Annotated in this window: 2 protein-coding genes, 1 tRNA gene and 1 pseudogene; all 4 read right to left on the minus strand. The window is 65.0% G+C overall.

The window, feature by feature from the left end; genetic code table 11:
- Positions 1-1,909: pseudogene (locus QMZ25_RS18245) on the minus strand (autotransporter outer membrane beta-barrel domain-containing protein); the annotation flags it as partial.
- A gap of 298 nt (positions 1,910-2,207) precedes the next feature.
- Positions 2,208-2,283: transfer RNA gene (locus tag QMZ25_RS18250), tRNA-Thr, on the minus strand.
- Between the two features lie 51 nt (positions 2,284-2,334).
- The gene (locus tag QMZ25_RS18255; protein WP_283220082.1) at positions 2,335-3,339 is read right to left on the minus strand and encodes a 2-hydroxyacid dehydrogenase; all 1,005 of its coding nucleotides are present in this window, start codon (positions 3,337-3,339) and stop codon (positions 2,335-2,337) included.
- 98 nt (positions 3,340-3,437) lie between these two features.
- Positions 3,438-3,643: hypothetical protein (locus QMZ25_RS18260; RefSeq protein WP_283219440.1), on the minus strand; the 206-nt coding region annotated here is incomplete at its 5' end.

Raw genomic sequence — 3,643 nt, forward strand, 5'->3', positions numbered from 1 at the left:
CGGCGAACTGTAGTGCGCCCAGCAGCGGCTCCAGCGCCGACGCCGGCTGCGATGCCGCCGTCCGCAATGCCTGGCCGAGGCCCGCGCCCGACGCCACGTTGGCGAACGGAGACACGTCATCGAAGGCCGGATTGGCAACCACCCAGATGCCGTCGCCGGTCTGCACGATACTGAACGTGAGCAGCGAGTTCTCGCGCGGATGGAACCTGCGCCGTGCGGTGTCGGCATTGGTCAGATCGGCACTGTAGCCCGAGCCGTCCTGCCGCTCGGCACGGGTGAAGGCGACCTGTCCGGCCTGCAGCTGCGGCACGCTGGCGTCGAACTCGCTGTCACTGTCGTTCAACAGCGCGGTGGTCAGCTCGTTGCCTTCCTTGCTGCCATAGATACGTCCCTGTACCAGCGGGATCGAAAGATACTGGCGGTAGTAGCCCGGTGCGATATCCAGCGCGAGTTTGCCAACCGTGCCGCCGATCAGGAAGCCGGGCGCAGTGGTGGCCGCCCCGTTTCCGCAATAGTAGTAGCTGCCCTGGCTGTCGCAGCGATGGACTTCGAATGCGTCCAGTACAAGGCCCGCCTGGCGCGTTTCCGGGGTGATGTCGAACAGCAGCCGGCCGGCATTGGGATAGGCGAAGCTGACATAGCCGTTGACCGTCAACGGGCCGCCCTGCGGATGAAGATCGCCACCGGCCACCCTCACCCGCGCCACCTGCGGAACATTCCAGGGGAAGTCGGGATAGTCCGGGTCCCCGACATAGGCCGTCGCGCCGATGGTTCCATGCCCCTTCAATGCCGCCCCTGGATCCAGGGTCACGACGGCCGTGGAGATTCGACCACCGGCCATCGCCACCTCACCTCCACGCCGGACCAGCAGCGTATCGCTGTTGTCCAGTTCGCCGGTCGAGGCGAGGGACAGCGAACCGTCCACGATCGTGCTCCCGGCCTTCAGCAGACCGTCCCTCACATCGACGGCACCGTTGCGTCCTATCACGCTGTTGCCGGTAAGCAGGCTGCTCTGCGCTGTGATGTCCAGCCTCCCCGAGTCCACCCACAGAATCGACGCACCGCTGTCTTCCGTCGCGGACCAATGGGCGCCCGCGGTGAGCTTGATCACGCCAAAGGCATCGCCGCCGACGACCTTGTCCACGTCCACATCGCGCACATAGGAGAACTGCGCGGGATCGAATGCCGGATTGATGTTTCCGCTCACCTGCTTACCATCGATGATCAGGACATCGTTGGTCGTTGCATAGTCCATCGAGGTCGCCACCCTGTCGCTGAACAGCGTCACGTCCGGATAGGCCGTGCAGCCACCGTCCTCGCTGGTGTCGCGCGTCGGGCAGAAGCGGGTCGCGATGGCCATCGTGGCCGGATCGAAATAGCGCAGGAAGCCGGAGCTTTCCGTCAGTTCGTAGTGGGCCTGGGTGATCCGGCCTTCAATGACGGCAAAGTCCCTGGCGCCAAACATGTCCCGGTAGTACTGGATGTACTTCTCCTGGCCCGGGTACGGCGTGGGAACACCATCCCGGGCTTCGCCATGAATCCCCAGCACGGTCATGTCGTAACCGTCATACACCGGCAGGGCGAAGCGGGTGATCCGACGATTGACACCGGCGACGAACGCATCGGCACACGCCGAGTAGCAACCACCGTCCAGCACGGTATCCAGGCCATTGCGGCGGATGACCTCGCCCATGCCAACGCCACCGCTGGCAGCACCACCGGGTGAATTGCGGAAGACGATCTGGCGGATGGTCCGTCCCTGCCGGTTCGCCGCGCTGAGAATGCGCTCCAAGGTCCTGGGATCGCTGCTCTCGACGCCGCCGGAGTAGTAGATCGTGTCGCCGTTCAGATGGAAGGTGCTTGCCTGCGCATCGAGCGTGGAGAGTCCCGCCATCAGAGCGAACGACATCGCCATGCTCAGCCTGGACCGGGAAGTGAGGGGGGAGATCGACGAGTTCGACATGCGGGTTACCTGTGTTCGAGAGAGTGCCGCCCCGCCAACGCCACTGCCGATGCAGGGCCACTGGACGTCGCAGTGCCATCCGTCGCGCCTGTGGCCGACGACAGGAAGCACTAACGGCCGAAGGTCGCCCTCACCCCCAGTCGGGCGGCGAATCGCGCCACCTGCCCTCGCATTCCGCCGGGCATGGCCCGGCGCTACCAGACACAAAAAAGCCCCGACCAGGGCCGGGGCTTTTCATCAAACATGGTGCCGGAAACAGGAGTCGAACCTGCGACCTACGCATTACGAATGCGCCGCTCTACCAACTGAGCTATTCCGGCCGAGCAGGCGATTTTACGGGCTCCCCTGCCCGGTGGTCAATCCACCCTCGGTCAGCCAGCCTCCACCCGGTTCGCGCATGCCCGCCCGGCTGCGAAATCCGCCAGGTTGCCCAGCGTGATCGCCGAGATCTCCTGCAGGGCCTCCACGGTGAAGAAGCCCTGATGGCCGGTCACCAGTACGTTGGGGAAGGTCATCAGGCGCTGGAACGCTTCATCGTCGATGATTTCGCCGGAGAGATCCTGGAAGAACAGCGCGCTTTCCTGCTCGTAGACATCAATGGCCAGGTGGCCCAGCCGGCGTGATTTCAGCGCGCGGATGACCGCATGGGTATCGACCAGACCGCCACGCGAGGTGTTGACCAGCATGGCACCCGCCTTCATCTGCGCCAGCGACGCATCGTTGATCAGGTGATGGGTATCCGCCGTCAATGGGCAGTGCAGCGACACGATGTCGGCGCGGGACAGCAGCTTGGCCAGAGCCACGTTTTCTCCCAGCCCGGCGAAGGATGCCGATGGATAGGGATCATGGCCCAGCACCGTGCAGCCCAGGCCCTTGAAGATGCGCGCCGTCGCCACACCGATCTTGCCGGTGCCGACGATGCCGACGGTGCGGCCATGCAGGGTGTGCCCAAGCAGGCCATCGAGCATGAAGTTGCCTTCGCGTACGCGGTTGTAGGCGCGATGTGTCTGCCGGTTGAGGGTCATCACCAGGGCCAGGGCATGCTCGGCGACGGCTTCAGGCGAGTAGGCCGGCACGCGCGCGACGAACAGGCCCAGCGACGTCGCAGCGGCGAGATCGACGTTGTTGAAGCCGGCGCACCGCAGCAGCACGGCATGTACGCCTTGCGCGTGCAGGGCCTGCAGCACAGGGGCATCAAGACGATCATTGACGAACACGCAGACGGCGTCGCAGTCCTGTGCCAGCGTGGCGGTATGCAGGTCGAGCGAGGCATCGAAGTAGACGAACGCGAAATCCTGTTCTGCGGCGCCGCGCTGATTGGCCTCGTCAAGAAAGCGACGATCATAGGGCCGGGCGCTGAAGACTGCGATCTGCATGGAGGGGCCTGGGTGGAATTCCATGCCGAACCATACCGCAGCAGCGTGCGTCCTGGGATGGCACCGGCGATGCGGGCATCGTCGGTGCCGCCGGCCACTCAGAACCGGTAACCCAGCCCCAGCTGCACGCCATTCTGCAGCTGGCCGTCGCGGCGCTCGCCCACGTAGTCGACCATCACCGACAGGCGCTCGCTGGCCCGGCTGGTCACACCCAGGTTCCAGCTCAGCACCTGTTCGCCCACCGTCTGGCTGTTGCTGCCGAACACCAGATCCGGCGCCGCCGCAAAGCCGGTGCTGTAGCGGG

The organism is Stenotrophomonas sp. RS-48 (assembly GCF_030053245.1).
Taxonomy (GTDB): Bacteria; Pseudomonadota; Gammaproteobacteria; order Xanthomonadales; family Xanthomonadaceae; genus Stenotrophomonas; species Stenotrophomonas maltophilia_P.

Bases quoted from the DNA above. Each gene is read 5' to 3' on its own strand.
- QMZ25_RS18255 (WP_283220082.1), bottom strand. From the start codon at position 3,339: ATGCAGATCGCAGTCTTCAGCGCCCGGCCCTATGATCGTCGCTTTCTT.